This is a genomic window from Mesorhizobium sp. M0815 (assembly GCF_040319995.1).
GTDB lineage: Bacteria > Pseudomonadota > Alphaproteobacteria > Rhizobiales > Rhizobiaceae > Mesorhizobium.
In genome coordinates this window covers 186721-204898 of record NZ_JAMYOU010000005.1, presented here as the reverse complement: position 1 = coordinate 204898, position 18178 = coordinate 186721, and the positions used below count along the sequence as shown (strand labels likewise).

Genomic DNA, 18178 nt, shown 5'->3' with positions numbered 1-18178 from the left:
TTTTCCCGCGATTTCCACAATTGTCCACAAATGGTTCCACTATCGCTCTGCTCTTCGATCTGCACTCAACCTTGACGCTTACCGGCTGGACCGTGTGCATTCGCACGCCTCTGTCACCGAGAGGATGAGCGCAGAAGCAGACCGCGATAGCCAAGTGCGATGGTGACGACCTTAACCCATTAGAGGGTTGAGTGCAGATGCCTCTGGCCCTTTTCACTGCGACAGTCCACCGCTCCTGCCTCCTATCCATAGTTGATTTGGGCTGGCGGTTAGGGCTTATGGATGCCCATGAATGCCGAAGCGGTTGAAGATGACACGGGGGGCGGCGAGTATTTCGTGATGCCCGAAGAGGCGGTTCAGTTCCTACCCCCGGAGTGGCGCGATGCGTTGCGGACAATTGTTGCTGACGGCCGCGCGGTTTTGGAGGCCGTAGATAGCGACATCAAGAAGGTGATCCGGCTGGTTGGTGCGTTTCCGGCCATGACGAGTCTCCGCTACAGCCAGCATCGGCTATCCACGGCCGTCTTTGAGCCGACTACTGATACCATCTTGGAACACGAAATGCTTACAACGGCATTCGTGATTGCATATGTTCGCCTCATGGATGGCGGCCAAGGAAGCGGCGTCTCGCGCAACGCTCTCCCCACGCATCTTCGGCGAGCACACGATGAAATCGTGGAACTGCGCAACAAACGGTTCGCCCACAACGTGGGGCACGAGTCCGTCGAGGGAATGCTTGAAATCGGATTCGAAAATGGACGTTTCGACCTGAACGTCTCTTTCCGAATGGGGTACTATGTCAGAGGCGCGGACGAATGGGGGGAGTTGGTCGCCTTCCTCGACCAACTGATGTTCGAGCGGCTCGGTAAACTTCTGGAAAAGCTGACGCAGAAGACCGGTCACGAATGGAAGTTCCCAAGCGGGCCGCCACCGCCTTGGGCTGGCACCTAAGGAGCCCGGCCTACTTCTTCTGACCACTGAGTCTGGCGTGGATGTCCTGTAGAATTACCTTGGCATTCTGACGCTCTGGGGTTGTCAGGGTACCGCCTCTAGCAGCTTCCGAGGCAGTCTTCACAGATTGAATCCAATCGCTCTTATCGATTACACCCTTGGCAATGAGCGTGTTTGCGAACGCTTCGAATAGGTACAACCCGGCAAGCGCCTTGCCATCGCCTTCGGTATCTCTTTCATTAGGGGTCATCGCGCATATCTCCCTTAGGCCCGATTGGCGTTAATTTTTTTCTTGAAGTCGAGCGTGCTGTGTACTTGTTGGAAGGCTTCCTCTATTCGCGCAATTTGCTCTGTACTGATACTCCGATCAGCCTTCCCGATTTGACGAGCCGCTCCTTTGAGCACGTCCACGGTTGTTTTGACCACTTCCTCAATCTCGGCATCGTCATGGAAAAACACTGCACTTCCTCCTATGATTCGGGATAGGCATATCGGAGTTCGCCCCGATGTCGAAACACATAATTGCGCCGGATTCAAACTGGTCATTAGCTGACATGAAATCAGATCCTTGGATTGCCGAGAACTCTCCACTCTCACCCGAGCGATTACACGCCATCGGACTTATAACATTTCGATGGAACCAGTGTGAGTTCTGGCTTTTTCTACTGTTTTGCAAGGTCTCCGGTATTGACCAGAAAGACGCGTGGGCACTCGTCTACGACCTAGGCGATATCGCGATTTGCAGCCGCATCAAGGCGCTTTTGGCGAACCGTGTGTTTCACGCGGACGGTGTTGCATTGATCCTCAACGCGTTAGACGCATACGACATTAACCGGCAAAACAGAAACACCGTTGCTCATGCCTGGACGGCCGGCCAGTTCGACGGAGAATATGTACTAGCGCGTAAGAGCAAGAAAATTGACGCCATCGATCCATTAGCTTTTAAGAGTGATTTGGCCAGCCTCAGACGGGTTGCCCATGAGATACGGCTAGTGGAGACCAATCTTTGGGTTCTTTGCTGTGTCATTGAGGACAACTCGATTTCTGGCCCTCTGACAGCGCCTAAAAGACTGCTGTTGCCTGAGGCTCTTTCGAAACCTCCTCCTCAAATTCACGTAAAACGAAAACGCTTACCTCGATCATAGCGGTGCGGTTGCCGTCACTAACCTCTTGGCTGCGGCACCTCGATATAGCGTCCGATCGATCGCAAGTATGCGATTATTTTTGGCATGAGATGGTCACGTTCTCCGAAAGCCTCACTGATCGATCGTAGTTGTGGTTCGATGGCGATTTGCTTAGATCGTGGCAAGTCGGTGTCTCCTATAACATAACCGAAATGGCCGACGGCGGATATATCACAGCCAAGGTCGACAATTGCTTGGACGAACGCGGGGATGTCTTTTTCTTCCATAATTCTACCAATGCGCACCATCGCTCCACCTTCCGAGATAGCCAATTCGCGCTTATGACATCTTGCTCAGACCGTCAAGGGAGTCGCTGGTATCCAGCGCTGAGGACTCGACTGGGCCAGCCAAGGGGCACCGTAGGCACTTCAAAAAGCGCGCCTCGATAAATTTTTCCGCAATAGTTTTCGACGCGGATTTCGATCTGCCGACAGCGACCTCTGGAGCCGTACCGAGCGGTACGATCCAATTTGTATCAAGACATAAAGATGTGGTTATATGGTCACATCTGCGGTCATTAAAATTTGGATCGAATTATCTGCGCTCAACCGGGCGCGTTAACCCTACCTCTCAGCGTTAACGGTGACCTCGCCAATCGATCGCGGGACCTCTCACTCTGAGACCGGCTGACCCTCCAAAACCCCGGAACTCCGCCCTCTACGGCGTCCACAAATGTTTACATTCTGGACACTTAGCCGTTGACCGTACCCTTCGCGTACACTATGGTCAGTCCATAAATGTCTTAGACAGAAGGGTACGGGTATGGGTGAACTGGTTGGTTATTGCAGAGTCTCAAGCCGATCGCAGGACTACCAGACGCAGGTGGACCGACTGACAGCCGCAGGCGCGATCAAGATATTCAAAGAGAAGCTGTCCGGCCTGGACGATGATCGGCCGGAACTGGCGCGCTGCCTCGAATACGTACGTGATGGTGATACCCTTATCATCACGAAGCTCGATAGACTGGCGCGTTCAACGCTGCATCTGCACAGGATCGCGGACGAACTGGAGCGGAAGGGTGTAGCCTTCAAGGTGCTGGACGATCCCAGCCTTGACACGACCACGCGCACCGGCCGCTTGGTCTTCTCCATCCTCGCCAGCATCGCGTCCTTTGAGACCGAGCTTCGGAAAGAGCGACAGATGGAGGGCATCGCCAAGGCCAAAGCGGCAGGCAGGACAGGCGGCCGGCCGAAGCGGCTGGACGATGCCACAGAGGCCCGTGTGGCGGCTCTGAGGGCTGACAACGTATCGATCCGCGCCATTGCCAAAGAGATCGGGTTCTCCAAGGCCACGGTGCAGAAGATCATCGCCAAGCAGGCGGGCGAGGCAGAGGCAAAGGCCGCATAGCCATCACGTCATCACCATCCACGAGAAGGCCCGGCAATCGTCCGGGCCTTTTGCTGTCCCGGCTTGTGGTCGAAGTGGTTGAGGGCAGACATCGGCCACACACCGGCCGAGACCGCATACCCCCCTAAGGTTTATTAGCTCGAAATCTGATATGAACTTAGTTTAAATCTTACTCGTCGGGGTCCCAGAGGGGTGTTTGGCAAAGCCATTTCGGCCGCTTCACGGTGATTGTCTGTGCTAAATAAAGTCACATAGCTGATTTAGTTTGCGATCAACCATGTCTGTCTACTATAAGTTTAGTCTCATCTGCACTCAACCACATCTACACTTATCTGCACTCAACCCCATCCCCTACAAATCCCGCCAACTCCCCGCCTGCCTTTGGCCAATAGCGATTGATTGGTTGAGTGCAGACCGAGTCATGCAGAGATCAGGTTGGTTAATCGCACCATCATTCCCATATATCCTAGGCACCACCCGTTATTTTTGGGACGCTGTCAAGCTTTTCTTGACAGAACGTATTGTTCTCTGTACGATAAGCATACTCAGGGACCTTGGCCATAGTGGTACTGTGCGCCTGTCGGCTGGTAGCCGCTGCGTCTCGATTCCCCAATTAACGAGAACCACTATGACTACTAGTAAGAATTCGATGCGCCCTTCTGGCAGCATCAGCAAAAGCATCACGCTCCCTGAACATCAGGTTGACTATATTGATGCCCTAGCCCTAAGAGACTTGGTGCCATTTACGGCGGCGCTCCGTCTAATTGTCGAAAGGGACTTCGTTACCCACGGCGGCAAGGTGGGGGCCCTCGTATGACAATCGGCCGAGGCGTCAGCCACAATAGATTTGTAGTCTCCATTACGGATTCGCAGTTGAAGTTCGTCAACCGCCAAGCCGCAATCACCGGGCTTGGTCGCGCTCATGTTTTTCGCAAGGCTCTGGCGCTGTTGCAGGACAAGGTCTCGGCAGACGCCAAGGCAGCGCGCGCGGCGGCAATCGAAGCCGAGATCGCGGACAATGAAGGGGCATGCTGATGACCAAAGTAACCCAGACAGTCGGCGTGATAATGCCCGCTGCCCTCGTCTACCGTCTAGCGCAGCAATGCCGGCTGGAAAGGGTATCGCGAGGCGACGTAGTACGCAGGGCCGTGAACCAATATCTCGCCGAGCAGGAAGCGGGCCGATGACCATCTCGCAAGAAGGCTTCCAGCGCATCGTCATCGCTATACCAGAGTCCATGCACCGGGCTATCGAATCCGCCTGCGCCAATACCGACAAAGGCGACTGGTTGAGACTCGCATTGCAACGTGCCCTCGATAGCGAATGGACCAGCGAAGGAGCGTCGATGGCCGATCGCGTCCATACCGCAGCAAAGGCTGATGGACTCGATCGCACCGAATGGTTGCGGCGCGCCGCGCTAGAGAAGCTCGCCAGAACTAAACTACAGCGAAAAGGACCGCACCAATGAATAGCCGACAGGGCGAACTGCTCCAGCTTCATGGACTCACCGAGAAGACACTTCCGACTGCCGACCCGAATATCCGACTCGAGTTCGATAACCGGAAGGATCACGTTGACGCCCCGGAGCCCGTCATCGAACTCAATGTTTTACAGAAAGATTACCTCGGAGGCCGGCCGTTGTCGCAGATGACCGAGTCCGACCAGAAAAACATGGAATGGCTGGGCACTCTCAAGCCCAAAGCCGAAGAGCCGGCAGAGGTACCCGTCGAAGAGCCTAAGACCAGTGTCCGGCTAGTGCTCGACGGCCAAGCTCTCTGGGCAAACGCGCATCCTGATATGCGACTGGCCGTGTATGAGGCTTGGACCCGTTACAAGGCAAACCCGGCACGCGCTTCGGAATCCGACAGACTCATGGTGGAGCCATGGCTGAGGAAATGATCTCGCTCTGTCTGCGCATTCCGACAACGCCCATCGAGCACCCACGTCCGACCCCAATGACCATCAACCCGGCAACGCCCCGGACCCGACGCGGGGCAGGCCGCAGAAATAAACGAAACGAGTGTCGCGCCTGACACCCCGCAAGCGTGACCTACTCGGCGGCGACTGGTGCGGGTCCTTCGCCAGTCGCCGCACCGAAATCCCTCGAAAGCGCGCTATCCGTTTTCGGGGAGCCCGGCCGGCTCCGTTCCGAAGCAGACACTTCGCCGCCTGCCGGGCATCTAATCAACCAATCCCCGAAGCTTAGGCATAGACTTCGGGGTTAGCCGGCCACCTTGCCGTTCCCCCTCCCGGCAAGGTGGCCGAGCCCTCAACGATAAGCCTCCGGCGCGGTGCGCCTCACTCCCGACAGTACCTAATCGTCACGCGCTCTCGAAGCGCACGGGAGTCCCATGTCAGATTTTCAAATCCAGATTGGCGTCGATAGCCGCAAGGCTCAAACCGGCGTCACACAATTCACCCGCTCCGTCTCGGATTCCCTCAAAGCCCTTCGGCAGTTCGACTCCGTGTCGAAGAGCGCCTTTGCGTCGCTCGACAAGCTCGGCCGCACCAATTTGGGCAGCCTCGCCAAGTCAGCCAGGGGGACCGCACAGGCGCTCGAAGCCCTCAACAGGGTCAAGGTTTCAAAGGCGCTCGTCACCAACCTCGCCACTCTCCAGAAGGCCCTCGCCAACTTCCGTTTCAATGCAGCCGCCATGAAGGCCGTACCGATTGCCTTGGCGAACTTGAACCGCATCCGCATCGACGGCCGACTTGTTACTGCGCTCACCCAGATCAAAGCGGCCCTAGTTGGATTTCGCGGGCCACCACTGGCGGCAGTCCGCAACCTCAACGCCCTTGTCGCCGGGCTTGCCGTAGCCAACCCCGCTCGCATCAATGCTGCCGCCGCAGCGCTATCGCGCCTCAATGGTCTAAGCCTTCGCGTCGGCCGTGGGAGCATGCCCGACTTCTCGAAGTCCACGAATTCACTTCGTGGTTTCGCGTCGCAGATGTCATCCACCACGTCCGCCGCGAACCTCTTGCGGAGCGCCTTGGCAGGCATTGGTGCGGTTGCAGCAGCACGCGGCGTGTACCAGACGGGCAGCGCCTTCATCAGTTTGCAGAGAACTCTGGGCACGGTTGCATCGTCCTCCGACGAAGTTGGACAGCAGATGCGGTTTCTACAGAACCTCACTGCCCAGATGCCCATCTCGTTGGACGCCGTGGCTACCAGCTATGGCCAGTTCGCGACTGCCGCTCGTCTGTCCGGCGTCAGTGTCGCAGATACCCAGAAGATTTTCTCGTCGTTCTCGACCGCCTTCGCTGCCATGGGCACGAGCACGGAGCAGCAGAAGAACGCCTTCCTTGCGCTCACGCAAATGATGTCGAAGGGCACCATCCAGATGGAAGAGCTTAGAGGCCAGTTGGCCGAGGCGATGCCCGGAGCGGCCCAGATTCTCGCCGACAGCCTTGGCGTGACCACGCTCAAACTCCAGAAAATGATGCAGGCCGGCGAAGTCGGGTCGGACGCTCTGGTCAAGATGTCCGCGCGACTCCAGTCGCAGTTCGGGCCGGCTATGGCGTCCGCAATGCAATCATCGCAGGCATCCATCGTAGGGCTCCAGAATGCTTGGACGACTTTCCAGCGGACTCTGTTCGACAATGGCTTCAACGCTGGTCTGGGCGCGCTCGCAAAGCAGTTGGCCGCCGCGTTGAACAGCGACCCGGTGAAGAAGTTCGCCGCTGATATTGGCACCTACCTCGGATCAGCCTTCCGCGTGATCGGCGCAACGGTCAAAATCCTCTCGGACAACACTGACACCGTCGCCACCTTCATGAAGGCATTCGCAGGTTATGCTGCGATCACCGCTGCCGCCGGCGCTCTACGATTGTTGGTCCTTCCAATTACCCTGATGGCCCCGCTGGTAACCGGCGCGACTGTGGCCTTTCGCGGTTTGAAAACAGCTATGATGATCTTCGCCGGTGGCGAGACTCTGGCAGCCGTGGGTGGCATCGGCGCGGCGTTTGCGGTTCTGACCAGCGAGGTCATGCTGACGGTCGCCGCCCTTGGACTCTTCGCTGCCGCCATCGATTCGGCCTTCAACGACAGTAGAGCCACCAAGGCATTGATCGATGGCGCTGGCGCGGTCTTCACGGCCCTGTCCGTTAAGGTGGCCAGCTTCGGCGCAGGGCTTGCCGATGGCGTGTCCAAGGCCTTCGGCGCTGCCATGGCCGAGACCGACAAATACGCCAAGGCAATCCAAGACGCGGACCTCTTGAACCAAGACCTACTCAACCGAAACGCTACTCGTGAGGCCAGCAATGCTGCGGCCAAGCTCTCTGCCCTCACAGATGCCCAGCAAGCCGTCTGGGATGAGGTCAACGCCGTTGGCAAGGCTAACGACGAGTACCAGAAACAGCTTGTCCTCCTTGACGCCATCGCTGCCAAGAAAGGCATCGATGCCGCACCGTGGAAAAAGGCGCTTGCTGTCAAGACTCTTGATGACCGCAATCCGGCTGGAGCACTGGCACGTGACCACGGCGACGATCTCGCCAACCTTCGCGCCAAGACAGGCGAACAGAAGGCCCTCAACGATGCCCAGAGGGATTACAACGACCTCCTTAAGAAAGGTCAGGACATCGGCGCTTCCGGCCTTGCCGCTTTGCAGGATTATTACCGTGGTGTCGGTCGTATGAACGGAGAAATTGGCAATGGTATCGAGCGCTGGACCACGTCTGTCGGCGACTTCAATGACAGCATTCAGAACGCGATCAAGGATGGCATTGGCGGATTGTCCGACGAACTAACCAATTTCGTGACCGGCGCAGAGTCCGACTTCGCAGGACTGGCGCGTTCGATCCTTAAGACCTTCGTCCAGATCAGCCTCAACAGCCTGCTCAAGGACATGTTTGCCGGGCTCGGCATGGATGGTCAGACCAACGGCGGCAGCATGGCGGATGCCGCACTGGCGAAGCTCGCCAACATCGGCAGCACGATCTCAACTGCCATGACCAACGTCTACACGACCGGTCTATCCATCAATGGCATGCCGGTCGATGGCGGCCTTGGCCCTATGTCCAAGATCACCCGTGCGCCGCTGGCGGATATCCCAGGCAGCAGCGTTGCCCCACGCATGCCGCTTGGAACAGATCGCTTCCCAATCGAGCCGGGCAGAGCCTTGCCGGCAGGATGGGCAGCAACTGGCCCGATCGGCGCGAACACCACGGCCAAGACCAATCGCATCGGCTACGTCGATCCTGAACGCTTCGCGCCGGGCATTACACCGAACAATGGTGATCTGGCCCGTGCCGGCGAGTCCATGGGGGCTGGGTTCACCAAGGTCATCGCCGCCGGCAACAGAACGACCTCGTTCATGCGGGTGGATGGCAGCACCGTCCGCCGCGACGGTACGTTTGCTTGGCGCAACAACAACCCCGGCAATATCGAGGCCGGCAAGTTCACTGCATCACAACCCGGCTTTCTGCCTGGTGGTGGTCGGTTCGCCGCCTTCGACACACTGGAGCATGGCCGCGCTGCTCGTGAGAACCTTCTGTTCAATTCGCCCGGCTACAGGAACAAGACGCTGGAGGCTGCGGTCGCTAAATATGCGCCGCCGTCCGAAAATAACACCCGCAATTACACCGACCAGCTTGCCGCCGCTGCCGGCGTCAGCACCCAGACGCGCATGTCCGACATGACGGCTGAACAGCGTCGTGCTCTGATGGCCAAACAGGAAGCGGTTGAAGGTTTCCGGATCGGTCGCGAGACCCAATTGACGCCACCGCGCATCGATCCCGCGACGACCCAAGGCATTGATGCTCTGAACGCCAAATTGAAGACCATTGGCACGACAGCTACGGCAACTGCTCCGGCCTTCGACACCATGCGCGCCGCAAATCAGAACCTCGCCACGGCCTCTACGATGACGGGCGTTCAGGTCCAGACGGCTGGCACGTTGGCAGGAAGTGCCTCGCCGCAGTTCACCACGGCAGGGCAGTCGATTGCTACAGCCGGCCAACAGGCGGCTACAGCGGGCACACAGGCGCAAGCCGGTGCATCCGGTGTCGGCGGCTTCGGACAGGGCATCAGCAGCCTGCTAGGCCCTCTGGCGTCCGCTATTCCGGGTCTTGGTCAGTTCGGTGGCATGATCATGCAGCTTCTCCAATCCATGATGGGCGGAGGGGGCATTGGCAGCATGCTCGGTGGCCTGTTCTCGGAAGGCGGCTATTCAACGTCGCCACTGGCGCGGGCTTCTCTGCCGGCCGGCGTTTGGTCGAACGCGCCACACTATGCGGAAGGCACTGCCAACACCTCTGGCGGCATGCCTGCGGTGCTCCACCCTAACGAGGCCGTGATCCCTCTCACTCGTGGTCGGGAGATTCCAGTGGACCTTGGGAACGATAACCGGTCGAACGATCGCAGCCGCGAACGTCCCGTCCAGCACAATACGTTCCATCTGAACGGAATCCGCGACTTCGATACCTTCAAAAAGTCAAAACAAGAGACTCAGCGGCAGATGCTCTCGGCGATGAAACGCGCGGAAATGAGGGCCTGACCATGCTGCTACGTGCTGAATCTTGGCTGACCAGCGGTCCCGATCACAGTTGCTTGCGCCGCGCTCTTGCACCTGCAATGCGGATCAATGAAGACGGTATGACGCCGCTGTCGGTCGATTGGGATGGTGGCTTTTTCACTGTCGTGGTTTCCGCTCTCGACGGCGATGCTTTCGTGGCGATCACCTCATCCGAAAGCGTCGATCCTGAAACGGCAGGGCATCTACTCCTCGAAGGTCAAACCGCGCGATGGCGGGTGCTTGGCGGGAGTGTCATCGTGAAGAAATATTTGAAGGAATAGCTCTGGTCCTCGCACGGCAGAGCTTGTTTGAGCCGGCCGTTTCAGAAAACGGTCGGCTTCCTATCCCCAATTCCAGGAGTATCGAGATGCTGAAAGAGTATGCTGTAGCAGAGTTGTTCAAACAGGAAGATGGGACATGGCTACAAGGGCCTTGGACTATGGTTTGGAGAGAATCCCCGCCTTTTGCCGAGCCGAATCCAGATATGGACAATCACCCGGCTTCTCACTCGCCGGGAAGCCACACAGAAGAACCCATTCATCCATCTCTATCGAGATGAAATCCCTGTTTCCGGATGATGCATGTTCGAGTTCGAAGCCGCATTTATTGCACGTCACTCTGGCAATCCCCATCGCATCCTCCCGACTCAATTGCACCGGAAGCATAGTGGACAGGTCAGGCGAGACTAGCCATCAACTTCCCTCAAATTCCAATTCGTCAACCGCGTCCTCGACTTCCTCTTCCTCGAATTCGGACACCACCCGGCGTTTGTCGAATGGGTCTGCCTTTGCCAGAAGTTCGGCCATCACCACGATCTGTTCCGTCCCGTATCCTCGCCCGGTTTGATGATGTGGATTGCTATGTCCCATGATCATCTCGGCAACTTCCCGATCATAGCCGGGAACAAGCCGAAGGGCATCCTTAAAGCCGTGTCGTAGCGAGTAGGGAACCAATCGTGGGTCTTTGGACACCTTGCCGTCGATGAGCGCCGATAGCCGGCGCTGCATGGCCGAATAGAGCCTGCCACGTTTATCCCGATTCAAGGTTGAGAAAAGATACGGTTGATTGCCTGCCGCTTTGACGAAATCCTCGAAGCCGAGACGTAGCAATTCGGGATGTACCGGCACCCGGCGTATCGAGGATTCGTTCTTCGAATGGTTCTCGCCGAGATCATGAATATCTAGGCACAGGTGCCCGCCTGACTTCACCAGATCGACGGATGATAGCTGTGCCAATTCCTCCGGCCGCGCCCCGGTGTACGTCAACAGCCGGAGGAACCACAGGTTCTCTTTCGCATCGCGCCACTTGTGGTTTTCGGCCCCTGCGAAAAGCTTCTTCATTTCGGTCGGGCTGAACGTCCGCCGCTTCTGCTTCTTCGCCTCGGAATGCTTGCCTCTGACGCCACGGAAGCGGATTCCAGCAGCAACGTCGGTCGTGACATATAGGTCTTCCACGGCAAAGGCGAAGATCGTCTTCAGGCATCGGAAATGCTTGCTGGACGTGGACGCCTTCAACGGCTTCAGACCCTCGGCTTCGGCCTTCTGAATTATCTGTTGCATTGTCATGTCGTCGAACTTGCCACCAGACGCCGGAGGCATCTTCATTAGGGCATTGCGGAATTCGAGAACGTGGACAGCAGTGATATCCTTCACCGGCAGCGCGCCGTGCAGTTCCTCGAAGAGCCTCACGGGATATTCGTATTGCTCGGTGGCCGTCGCAAAGCTGACAGACTTCCATTCCTCCAGCACACCGCTAAGGGTGATCCTATCCCGGTCGCGCGGATTGGCTTCCATGACATCGGCGGCGGCATAGAGGCGGCTGTTGCGGAGAGCGTCCGGCGTCGTGCCCTGTGCCTTGAAGGTCACCACATCACGGGCCAGTTGCCGATTGATATGGTGGCGCTCGGTATCCAATGCAGCGGTATGGGATTCCACCCAGTCAGGATCGGGAATTTCGTCGGGTGGACCGTCCGATGTCACGAACTCGCGTAGGGACTGGGCTTCCTGAAGCAGCCATGTCGACTCGATGCCCCGACGGTTGAACCATTTCAGGACGGTCGCGTCGGACCCAAGCGGGGGCGAGGGCAGGGGAGTCTTATCCCGTGCGGCAGCAATGATCTTGTCATGCTCACTGGCGAGGCGGCGCGCCTCGGCGAGCCCGTCGTCATATGAAAACGATCGAAGGGATTTCTTCCACTTCGCCTTGCCGACGATGTGCCTGACATCAGCAGGCACGTCGCGGTCATATTCCGGGACCTTCGATCCCTTCCGATATTTGATGTAGGTCTTAGCGGTCTGGCGTCCCATGTGGGCCTCGAAATCCGGCGTTTCCTAACCAGAATTCCTAACCAGATTTCACACCACATTGCAACCCAAACCCTTGGAAAGGCTGGGGTTGCCAGCATTTCCAAGGGGTGTAGGGTCAAACTGAGTAGTACATATCGTATTCGACCGGATGCGGGGTCATTTCGAAGCGCATCACCTCGGCCATCTTAAGCTCGATGTAGCTGTCGATCTGGTCGTCGTCGAAGACGCCGCCGGCCTTCAGGAAGCCGCGGTCCTTGTCGAGGCTCTGCAGGGCTTCGCGCAGCGAGCCGCAGACGGTCGGGATCTTCTTCAATTCCTTCGGCGGAAGGTCGTAGAGATCCTTGTCCATCGGCTGTCCCGGGTGGATCTTGTTCTTGATGCCGTCGAGGCCGGCCATCAGCATGGCGGCGAAGGCAAGATAGGGGTTCGCGCCCGGATCGGGGAAGCGGACCTCGACGCGCTTGGCCTTCGGCGACGAGCCGAACGGAATACGGCACGAGGCCGAGCGGTTGCGTGCCGAATAGGCGAGCAGCACCGGCGCTTCATAGCCGGGTACCAGGCGCTTGTAGGAGTTGGTCAGCGGGTTGGTGAAGGCGTTGATCGCCTTGGCATGCTTGATGATACCACCGATGTAGAACAGGCAGCTCTCGGACAGGCCGGCATATTCGTTGCCGGCGAAGGTCGGCTTGCCTTCCTTCCAGATCGACTGGTGGACGTGCATGCCAGAGCCATTGTCGCCGAATACTGGCTTCGGCATGAAAGTGGCCGTCTTGCCATACGCATTGGCGACCTGGTGCACGACGTATTTGTAGATCAGCATCTTGTCGGCGTTGCGGACCAGCGTGTCGAACTTGATCCCGAGCTCGTGCTGGGCGGCGGCCACTTCATGGTGGTGCTTTTCGACGCGCACGCCCATCTCGGCGAGCACGGTGAGCATTTCCGAGCGCATGTCCTGTGCCGAATCGATCGGCGGCACCGGGAAATAGCCGCCCTTGATGCGCGGCCGGTGGCCGAGGTTACCCGTCTCGTAATCGGTGTCGTCATTGGACGGCAATTCGGTCGAATCCAGCCGGAAGCCGGTATTATAGGGATCGGCCTTGTACTTGACGTCGTCGAACACGAAGAACTCGGCTTCAGGACCGACGAAGATCTGGTCGCCGATGCCTTCCGCCTTCATGTAGGCCTCGGCCTTTTTGGCGGTGCCGCGCGGGTCGCGGTTGTAGGATTCTCCCGAGATCGGGTCGAGGATGTCGCACAGGATGACCATGGTCGACTGAGCGAAGAACGGGTCCATATGCACCGTATCGGGATCGGGCATCAGCACCATGTCGGACTCGTTGATCGCCTTCCAGCCGGCGATCGAGGAACCGTCGAACATGACACCATCGGCAAACATGTCTTCCTCGACCTCGACGACATCCATCGTAACGTGCTGCAGTTTGCCCTTCGGATCGGTGAAGCGCAGATCGACGAACTTCACGTCGTTGTCCTTGATCTGCTTCATGATGTCTTTGGCTGTCGTCATGTCCCTGCTTCCCTATGTGATGACGTTTTGAACATGGCCTTTTAACGGGAAAATTCAGACCGCGTCCATGCCGGTTTCGCCGGTGCGGATGCGCACGACTTCCTCAATGTTGGAGACGAAGATCTTGCCGTCGCCAATGCGACCGGTCTGGGCCGCCTTGCGGATGGCTTCGATCGCGGCTTCGACCGCATCGTCGCCGAGCACGACCTCGATTTTCACCTTCGGCAGGAAGTCGACGACATATTCGGCACCGCGATAAAGCTCGGTATGGCCCTTCTGGCGGCCAAACCCTTTGGCCTCGGTAACGGTGATACCTTGCAGCCCGGCCTCCTGAAGCGCTTCTTTCACTTCGTCTAGCTTGAACGGCTTGATGATCGCTTCGATCTTTTTCATGTAAAAAGTGGCCTCCACTGCCAAAAAAGACGGGTTGTGAGCCCCGCTTGCGCTTCAATCAAGCACGAACTGTGCCAATTGATGGGGCGCCGAGCAGCCTCACATGATTTGGATACCATGCCGCGCAGGAATGTACATTCGCATCATTCGCTGCGTCGGATGCGCCATGAACACCGCGAGCCTACACACCGCCGGTCCTGCCGTCCGCACAAAAATTGGGCAGATCGGATATTTCATGAGCAGCTGCGCGCCGTCGTCCCGAACGAGGTACGCCGCCAACTTTGCTTAGGGACCTTCGTTGTTTGCGTCGGATCAAAAACTGGACAATGCTTGGGGAAATGATGTGCATGTCGCCTGATATTCCATGAGCAACGAACTTTTGTCTCCGTCTGAAATGGCCGAGGCCGATCGGCTGGCGATTGCGGCCGGGCCACTCGATGGCTTCGGCCTCATGCGGCGCGCCGGCGAAGCGGTCGCTGCCGTCGTCCTGGCGCGCTATCCCCAGGCGAGACGCGTCCATGTCCTGTGCGGCCCCGGCAACAATGGCGGCGACGGCTATGTCGTGGCGCGGTTGTTGGCAGAGGCCGGCATGAACGTTGCCGTATGGGCCGAAGGCAAGCAGAAACCCGGAAGCGATGCCGCGTTGGCCTCTGATGCCTGCAACTTGCCCGTGGAACACATTGGCCATTGCTACCCGGAAGCGGGTGAAGTGGTCGTGGACGCACTCTACGGCGCGGGACTGTCCAAGGACATTTCGATGCATGCGTTGGCCGTCTCAGGCTTGAGCAGCGCTGAGCGCGTCCCGGTGGTCTCGATCGATTTGCCTTCGGGTGTGTCAGGCGAGACCGGCTTGACTAACGCTCACTTCCAGGCCGAGGTCACGGTGACTTTCGTGCGGAAAAAGCCAGGCCATCTGCTGATGCCGGGGCGCGAGCTGTGCGGCGAGATCATCGTCGCCGATATCGGCATTCCGGATGGGATCATCGATCAGCTCAAGGTCACGGCGTTCGAGAACACACCGGAACTTTGGCTGCGATGGTACTACCCGAGAACGGCTGTCGATTCGCATAAATACAAGCGTGGCCATGTTGCTGTCTTTTCCGGCGGACCGAGTGCGACGGGCGCAGCGAGGTTGTCGGCCATGGCCGCGGCTCGCAGTGGGGCAGGGGCAGTAACTGTGCTTTCACCTGGAAACGCCATGCAGGTGAACACCGCGCATCTGACCTCGATCATGCTGCGCGAGGCCGGCTCGCTCGAAGAGGTGCAGGAATTCCTCGTGGCGCGGCATCCCGAGGCGCTGGTGTTCGGACCGGGGCTCGGGCCGAAACCCAAGGTCGGCGATTTCGCATTGCAGTTGATTGCGGCGATCGCGGATCTGACCCGCGCATCAGCGGCTACGCCTGAAATTCACGCCAGTGCCATCGTTCTGGATGCCGACGCCATCACCTCGTTGGCGCTTCAGCCTCAGGCACTGTTCGACGCAGCGCGTCAGACATGGTCGCCGGCACTGGTGCTGACGCCACATGAGGGTGAATTCGCCAGGCTTTTTCCAGATATCGCTGGGAACAAAAAACAGTCCAAAGTGACCAAGGCGCGCGAAGCAGCAAAGCGCGCCAATGCCATTGTCGTCTACAAGGGTGCCGACACGGTGATCGCGGCGCCCGACGGCAGGGCCGCGATCAATGCCAACGGTGCGCCGTGGCTGGCCACGGCTGGCTCTGGTGACGTTCTGTCGGGGATCGCGGCCGGATTGCTGGCGCAAGGCATGGCGGCCTTCCAGGCTGCCTGCGCGGCGGTCTGGATCCACGCCGAGGCCGGCCGTCGTTTCGGGCCCGGCTTGATCGCCGAGGATCTACCGTCGGCTCTGGTGCCAGTGCTGCGGGAATTGATCGAAAGCCAGCCGGACCTTCGATGAGACGCATTGCACTCCTTTTCACCACGCTCGTCATGGCCGCTTTGGCGACACTGTCGGCGAATGCCGCTGAGCAGCCGGTGACCATCGTCGATGATCCAGCGGTACTTGCTGCTCTCGATGCCAAGGGCTTTGGCTTCGCCGGCATTTTCGGCGTCGACGGCAAGGGCGATTTGAAGACGCTTTATGACAAGGCGCCGGCTTACCACGCGATCGTCGAAACGATTGCAAGCGACGTCGCAGCATTGCGGACCGAGATGAAGGCCGGCGGCCGGCCGCTGTACGAGGTGACCGACGGCAATGCTGGCCGTGTCATGGACATGCGCTGGCTGAGGACCGACGCAGCGCGCTTCCGTCTCGTCGGCGTGGTCAACCGGCTCGACCGGCGCGACTTCGCCGCGCTGAAAGGCGACGGGAGTTGCGGCGAAGTGCGCTTCATCTATCGCCTCGCCTACAGCTTCAAGAAGAACGGCAAGGTTTTGGCCTCGCGCCTGCCGTTCAATTTCAGTGCCGTCTACAATGCCACGCCGGATGTCGATGGCGGCTGTGTCGGCGTCGCCGGACGCTGGGCACCACAGCTCGACGAGAGCGTCGATGCCGGCTGGCTGATCGGTGGGCCGCTGGAAAGAGCGGCGCTCACCTTCAAGCAGCTCGAGCTCAATGCGCAAGTGGTCCGCTTCCCCTCCGGCCAGGAGACCGAATTCGGCGGGCAGGCTGCCTATCTCATGCGAATTTTCGGCATCGACGGAACGGCTGTCAGCGAAAAGCCGCTGGAAAACACGCCCGACATGGCACGTCTTGCCGAAGACGCCGCGCTGAAAGCAAGACTTGCCGACTATGTCCGCACCAATGTTGCGGCGGTCGATCTAGGCGTCTACCAAATCCCCGATGAGTTTTTGGCAAGGAAGGTCATTTCGTGGTCGACCTTCGGCAGCGCAAGGCAGGCCAACCACCCGTTCACGCCGCTGTTCCAGCCCGCGGATTTCGAAGGGCTCGATTTCTCTGTGCTGAAGCTGGTGCGCACGCCAGAGGCATTGGTCGAGCGGCTGGACAACGGCGCCTGCCAAGGCTGCCATCAGGCGGGCTCGACCGCCGGTTTCCATTTCATCGGCCTCGATGACAAGACGACCTCGCCGCTCAACCGCATCGAGGTCGGCATCTCGCCGCATCTCCACGCCGACATCCCGCGTCGCGTCGCCTGGCTGCACGCGACTGCCGACGGCAAGGAACCGAACCGCTTCCGCCCGCTGTCCTTCGCGCCGCCGGCGACATGGAGCGATGCTGGACAGATCGCCTATTCGCCGGCCGAGATGGCGATGCCGTGCCTGATGCCGGCGGATGCGGCCCGCTTTGGCGCGACTCGGCAATGCGGCGGCGGCACCGTCTGCACGCCGCTGGCGACCGTGTCCGGCGTGCGCACCAAGCTGGCGCAATGCCTGCTGCCCAAGGACAGCGAAAACATGTTTTCCGGCCATCCATGCCTGACCGGCTCGATCGCCAGCAACCCGGCACAGCCTTTCAATGACCGCTATACCATCACCGGCCAGTTCGCGGCGTTCGCGCCAAGCATTTCGCGTGCCGGCTACACCTGCCGACCGCCAAAGATCGGCGTGCCGGCGGGTATCGCCTATCGCGGCTGCGACGACCGGGATCGCAGCTTTGCCGCCTTCAAACCGGGCAAGCCGATGCCGAACGAGATTTGCGGGCTGGTTGGCGGCAAAAAATTCGACACCTGCGTGGCGACCAATAATTTCGACCAGTGCCTGGGCGGTGCCGTCAATCGCGGCAATCGTCCTGCCTGCTCGGCCGACCATTTCTGCCGCGAGGATTACATGTGCCAGTCGCTGCCACCCGATACGCCCGGTATCGGCAAGGTGAAAGGCATCGGCTTCTGCTCGCCGACCTATTTTATCTTCCAGATGCGCATCGACAATCACGCCACGCCGTGGTCGGGCGCTGCCCGCGCGACGATGGGGGCCGGGTTCGGTGCTGCGGAAGAGGAATAGGCCACCGACTGAGGCATTGGCCGCAGTGGTTCCAGGTGGATA

17 protein-coding genes are annotated in these 18178 nt (G+C 58.9%); 11 read left to right on the top strand and 6 right to left on the bottom strand.

Going from position 1 to position 18178, the window contains the following annotated elements:
* Nucleotides 1-288 precede the first annotated feature (288 nt).
* Nucleotides 289-951 (top strand): hypothetical protein, encoded by a 663-nt coding sequence (locus tag NKI01_RS09065; RefSeq protein ID WP_352962871.1) that lies wholly within the window; start codon nt 289-291, stop codon nt 949-951.
* A gap of 10 nt (nt 952-961) precedes the next feature.
* Here the strand turns inward: NKI01_RS09065 and NKI01_RS09060 are convergent, their stop codons facing one another.
* On the bottom strand, nt 962-1201 hold the full coding sequence (locus NKI01_RS09060) for a hypothetical protein (RefSeq protein WP_352962868.1): 240 nt from the start codon (nt 1199-1201) through the stop codon (nt 962-964).
* Nucleotides 1202-1215: 14 nt separating this feature from the next.
* Nucleotides 1216-1410: a hypothetical protein gene (locus NKI01_RS09055; RefSeq protein WP_352962865.1), complete on the bottom strand. Its 195-nt coding sequence runs from the start codon at nt 1408-1410 to the stop codon at nt 1216-1218.
* Between the two features lie 47 nt (nt 1411-1457).
* Here NKI01_RS09055 and NKI01_RS09050 point away from each other — a divergent pair, with 47 nt between their 5' ends.
* Nucleotides 1458-2096 (top strand): hypothetical protein, encoded by a 639-nt coding sequence (locus NKI01_RS09050; RefSeq protein ID WP_352962862.1) that lies wholly within the window; start codon nt 1458-1460, stop codon nt 2094-2096.
* Nucleotides 2097-2113: 17 nt separating this feature from the next.
* Here the strand turns inward: NKI01_RS09050 and NKI01_RS30855 are convergent, their stop codons facing one another.
* Entirely contained in the window at nt 2114-2362 is a 249-nt protein-coding gene (locus NKI01_RS30855) for a Y4lK-related protein (protein ID WP_502899428.1), read from the bottom strand.
* A 535-nt stretch (nt 2363-2897) separates the two neighbouring features.
* On the opposite strand from NKI01_RS30855, the gene NKI01_RS09045 reads away from it, so the two are divergent.
* From NKI01_RS09045 to NKI01_RS09015, 7 genes are all read left to right on the top strand, one after another.
* The gene (locus tag NKI01_RS09045) at nt 2898-3482 is read left to right on the top strand and encodes a recombinase family protein (protein ID WP_352962860.1); all 585 of its coding nucleotides are present in this window, start codon (nt 2898-2900) and stop codon (nt 3480-3482) included.
* An 813-nt stretch (nt 3483-4295) separates the two neighbouring features.
* A complete protein-coding gene (locus tag NKI01_RS09040) occupies nt 4296-4517 on the top strand; it encodes a hypothetical protein (protein ID WP_352962858.1) in 222 nt (73 codons plus the stop codon).
* On the top strand, nt 4511-4669 hold the full coding sequence (locus NKI01_RS09035; RefSeq protein ID WP_352962856.1) for a ribbon-helix-helix protein, CopG family: 159 nt from the start codon (nt 4511-4513) through the stop codon (nt 4667-4669). Before NKI01_RS09040 ends, NKI01_RS09035 begins: the two co-directional genes overlap by 7 nt.
* Nucleotides 4666-4950, top strand: a complete 285-nt coding sequence (locus NKI01_RS09030) for a hypothetical protein (RefSeq protein ID WP_352962853.1) — start codon at nt 4666-4668, stop codon at nt 4948-4950. Before NKI01_RS09035 ends, NKI01_RS09030 begins: the two co-directional genes overlap by 4 nt.
* Nucleotides 4947-5381: a hypothetical protein gene (locus NKI01_RS09025; RefSeq protein ID WP_352962851.1), complete on the top strand. Its 435-nt coding sequence runs from the start codon at nt 4947-4949 to the stop codon at nt 5379-5381. The genes NKI01_RS09030 and NKI01_RS09025 overlap by 4 nt, the downstream gene beginning before the upstream one ends.
* 452 nt (nt 5382-5833) lie before the next feature.
* The gene (locus NKI01_RS09020) at nt 5834-9976 is read left to right on the top strand and encodes a tape measure protein (protein ID WP_352962849.1); all 4143 of its coding nucleotides are present in this window, start codon (nt 5834-5836) and stop codon (nt 9974-9976) included.
* Between the two features lie 2 nt (nt 9977-9978).
* The gene (locus NKI01_RS09015) at nt 9979-10275 is read left to right on the top strand and encodes a hypothetical protein (protein ID WP_352962847.1); all 297 of its coding nucleotides are present in this window, start codon (nt 9979-9981) and stop codon (nt 10273-10275) included.
* Between the two features lie 411 nt (nt 10276-10686).
* On the opposite strand, the gene NKI01_RS09010 is transcribed toward NKI01_RS09015, so the two are convergent.
* The 3 genes from NKI01_RS09010 to NKI01_RS09000 form a co-directional block, all read right to left on the bottom strand.
* A complete protein-coding gene (locus NKI01_RS09010; RefSeq protein ID WP_352962845.1) occupies nt 10687-12300 on the bottom strand; it encodes a DUF6538 domain-containing protein in 1614 nt (537 codons plus the stop codon).
* Between the two features lie 115 nt (nt 12301-12415).
* Complete coding sequence (glnA, locus tag NKI01_RS09005; protein WP_023717536.1) at nt 12416-13825, bottom strand: type I glutamate--ammonia ligase; 1410 nt, start codon at nt 13823-13825, stop codon at nt 12416-12418.
* A gap of 54 nt (nt 13826-13879) precedes the next feature.
* Nucleotides 13880-14218: a P-II family nitrogen regulator gene (locus NKI01_RS09000; RefSeq protein ID WP_019857988.1), complete on the bottom strand. Its 339-nt coding sequence runs from the start codon at nt 14216-14218 to the stop codon at nt 13880-13882.
* Between the two features lie 364 nt (nt 14219-14582).
* On the opposite strand from NKI01_RS09000, the gene NKI01_RS08995 reads away from it, so the two are divergent.
* The gene (locus tag NKI01_RS08995) at nt 14583-16133 is read left to right on the top strand and encodes an NAD(P)H-hydrate dehydratase (RefSeq protein ID WP_352962842.1); all 1551 of its coding nucleotides are present in this window, start codon (nt 14583-14585) and stop codon (nt 16131-16133) included.
* Nucleotides 16130-18136, top strand: a complete 2007-nt coding sequence (locus NKI01_RS08990; protein ID WP_352962840.1) for a hypothetical protein — start codon at nt 16130-16132, stop codon at nt 18134-18136. Before NKI01_RS08995 ends, NKI01_RS08990 begins: the two co-directional genes overlap by 4 nt.
* The last annotated feature ends 42 nt before the right edge of the window (nt 18137-18178 follow it).

What these genes read in the sequence shown, in the direction of transcription:
- NKI01_RS09050 (WP_352962862.1), top strand. Translation starts at nt 1,458, where the DNA reads ATGTCGAAACACATAATTGCGCCGGATTCAAACTGGTCATTAGCTGAC.
- glnA (WP_023717536.1), bottom strand. Translation starts at nt 13,825, where the DNA reads ATGACGACAGCCAAAGACATCATGAAGCAGATCAAGGACAACGACGTG.
- NKI01_RS30855 (WP_502899428.1), bottom strand. Translation starts at nt 2,362, where the DNA reads ATGGAAGAAAAAGACATCCCCGCGTTCGTCCAAGCAATTGTCGACCTT.
- NKI01_RS09025 (WP_352962851.1), top strand. Translation starts at nt 4,947, where the DNA reads ATGAATAGCCGACAGGGCGAACTGCTCCAGCTTCATGGACTCACCGAG.
- NKI01_RS09010 (WP_352962845.1), bottom strand. Translation starts at nt 12,300, where the DNA reads ATGGGACGCCAGACCGCTAAGACCTACATCAAATATCGGAAGGGATCG.
- NKI01_RS09020 (WP_352962849.1), top strand. Translation starts at nt 5,834, where the DNA reads ATGTCAGATTTTCAAATCCAGATTGGCGTCGATAGCCGCAAGGCTCAA.
- NKI01_RS09000 (WP_019857988.1), bottom strand. Translation starts at nt 14,218, where the DNA reads ATGAAAAAGATCGAAGCGATCATCAAGCCGTTCAAGCTAGACGAAGTG.
- NKI01_RS09060 (WP_352962868.1), bottom strand. Translation starts at nt 1,201, where the DNA reads ATGACCCCTAATGAAAGAGATACCGAAGGCGATGGCAAGGCGCTTGCC.
- NKI01_RS09030 (WP_352962853.1), top strand. Translation starts at nt 4,666, where the DNA reads ATGACCATCTCGCAAGAAGGCTTCCAGCGCATCGTCATCGCTATACCA.
- NKI01_RS09015 (WP_352962847.1), top strand. Translation starts at nt 9,979, where the DNA reads ATGCTGCTACGTGCTGAATCTTGGCTGACCAGCGGTCCCGATCACAGT.
- NKI01_RS08995 (WP_352962842.1), top strand. Translation starts at nt 14,583, where the DNA reads ATGAGCAACGAACTTTTGTCTCCGTCTGAAATGGCCGAGGCCGATCGG.
- NKI01_RS08990 (WP_352962840.1), top strand. Translation starts at nt 16,130, where the DNA reads ATGAGACGCATTGCACTCCTTTTCACCACGCTCGTCATGGCCGCTTTG.
- NKI01_RS09040 (WP_352962858.1), top strand. Translation starts at nt 4,296, where the DNA reads ATGACAATCGGCCGAGGCGTCAGCCACAATAGATTTGTAGTCTCCATT.
- NKI01_RS09045 (WP_352962860.1), top strand. Translation starts at nt 2,898, where the DNA reads ATGGGTGAACTGGTTGGTTATTGCAGAGTCTCAAGCCGATCGCAGGAC.
- NKI01_RS09065 (WP_352962871.1), top strand. Translation starts at nt 289, where the DNA reads ATGAATGCCGAAGCGGTTGAAGATGACACGGGGGGCGGCGAGTATTTC.
- NKI01_RS09035 (WP_352962856.1), top strand. Translation starts at nt 4,511, where the DNA reads ATGCTGATGACCAAAGTAACCCAGACAGTCGGCGTGATAATGCCCGCT.